The sequence below is a fragment of the Actinoplanes sp. NPDC024001 genome, assembly GCF_040638955.1.
In the GTDB taxonomy this organism is placed as follows: Bacteria; Actinomycetota; Actinomycetes; order Mycobacteriales; family Micromonosporaceae; genus Actinoplanes.
This window is the reverse complement of sequence record NZ_JBEZZB010000359.1, coordinates 1-1,926: the sequence shown is the minus strand read 5'-3', so window position 1 is coordinate 1,926 and position 1,926 is coordinate 1. Positions and strand designations below refer to the sequence as shown.

General features: G+C 70.2%; 2 protein-coding genes. Both read right to left on the bottom strand.

All coding sequences use genetic code 11. The features are described from left to right. Window positions 1–107: 107 nt before the first annotated feature. Entirely contained in the window at window positions 108–1,142 is a 1,035-nt protein-coding gene (locus AB0F81_RS51135; RefSeq protein ID WP_360211721.1) for a S1 family peptidase, read from the bottom strand. Between the two features lie 180 nt (window positions 1,143–1,322). Next, window positions 1,323–1,826 carry a winged helix-turn-helix domain-containing protein gene (locus tag AB0F81_RS51130; RefSeq protein ID WP_360211718.1) on the bottom strand — a complete coding sequence of 168 codons (504 nt, stop codon included), beginning with the start codon at window positions 1,824–1,826 and terminating at the stop codon, window positions 1,323–1,325. Window positions 1,827–1,926 lie beyond the last annotated feature (100 nt).

Below are 1,926 nucleotides of genomic sequence, written 5' to 3'. Positions count from 1 at the left end.
GCCGAGGGTGCCGAAATCGACGAGGCGAAGCCGTGGTCGATTTCGGTGCCCTCGGCACCGGCGTCAAAGGGCGCGATGCCCGCGAGCCGGAGGCGAAGCAATCAAACTCAGTAGACGGACACGCCGTAAGCGTTCAGGGCCTCGGTGACCGGCTGGAAGAACGTCGTACCGCCGGTCGAGCAGTTCCCGCTGCCGCCCGAGGTCAGGCCGTGCGCGGTGCTGCCGGAGTAGAGCGGGCCGCCGCTGTCGCCCGGCTGGGCGCAGACGGTGGTGCGGATCAGGCCGGAGACCGAACCCTGGGCGTAGTTGACCGTGGCGTTCAGCGCGGTGACCCGGCCGGAGCGGGTGCCGGTGGTGGAGCCGCGGCGGGAGACCGTGGCGCCGACCGCCGGGGTCGAGGCGCTGCTGATGTCGATGTTGGTGCCCACGCCGCCGGTCTTGGTGATCGTCGTGTTGGTGTAGCGGACGATGCCGTAGTCGTTGCCGGGGAAGCTGCTGCCGGCCGTGGTGCCCAGCGTGACCGAGCCGTTGTTCCAGCTCGACGTGCCTCGCGTGCAGTGGCCGGCGGTCAGGAAGTAGTACGTGCCGGCGCTGTTGCGGACGTTGAAGCCGAGCGAGCAGCGGCCGCCACCGGAGTAGATCGCGTCGCCGCCGGAGATGGTCGTGCTGAACGTGCCGGCGACCGACTCGATGCGGGCGGCGTCACCGAGCTTGGCGACGGTCGCCTTGACCGCGGCGAGCTTGGCGCCGGTGACCGACTCGTCGACGCTCACCACGACCTGGTTGCTGACCGGGTCGACGGCGAAGGCCGTACCGGGGGTCTTCAGATTCGCTTTGAGGGTGTTGTCGGCGGCGGCCAGGGTGGCGCCGCTGCGGGCGACGAAGCGCGCGATGGCGCCGGACGCCTTCACCTCGGCGGCGGTCGCCGCGTCGGTCACGTTGACCACGACCTTGCCGGAGGAGTCCAGATAGGAGCCGGCGTCGCGGGCGCCGAGACGGGAGTCGAGGGATCCCGCGAGCGTGGACGAGAACGAGTCACCGGCGGCCGGGGCAGCCGCGGCGGGTGTGGCGGCCAGTCCGCTGCCGACGAGAATGCCGACTGCCAGGCCGACGATCGGTCGGCGAAGCTTCGGAGTGAGCACGGTTCCTCCCAGGGGGACGGGTGGCATGGCGCGCCGGTCCGGCGCGCCCGTGCTCCGAGTATTTAAATTGATCTATTAACTGACAAGCACCCGGAACGATCTCCCGGCCGCGATCAACAGGCGCCTGACCAGGGCGGACACGATCGCCATACTGCGGGCATATTACCCGTTCGGGATGAATCAACTGTGAACCGTGACCGGGGCATCGTCGGCCAGGCGGTAACCCAGCCCGTACACCGTGGTGATGAGCTCCGGATCGTCCAGCTTGGTACGCAACCGGCTGACGTGCACGTCGACGGTGCGGTTGGTGGTGTGCCGGTGCCCCCACACGTTGGTGAGCAGCTGGGCACGGCTGAACACCTGCCGCGGGTGCTGGGCGAGGAAGAGCAGCAGGTCGTACTCCAGGCGGCTGAGCTCGAGCAGCCGGCCGTCGCGGAAGGCGGTGCGCGCCCGCGGGTCGAGCTGGATGCCGGAGCCGTCCCGCGGCTCGTCGATCCCCTCGACCTCCACCGCGGCCGGCCCGGCGGCGTCCACCAGCTCCCGCAGCGCGGCGAGCACCCGCTCCCGGCCGGCGGCGCCGCCCGCGATGCTGATCGTGACGGTGAGCGGCGGGTCGGGAACCGGGCGCAGCAGGACCGGGCGGGGGTACGCGTGGTGCGGATGCGCGACGGCGAGAGCAGACATGGCTTCTCCATAAGGTTGTTGATCGTCTGGGGTTGATGCCCCGGGTGCCCGGGACGGTGGGGTGTGGCTGATGGCTTCTTGCCGTTGGGTGGTTCCGAAG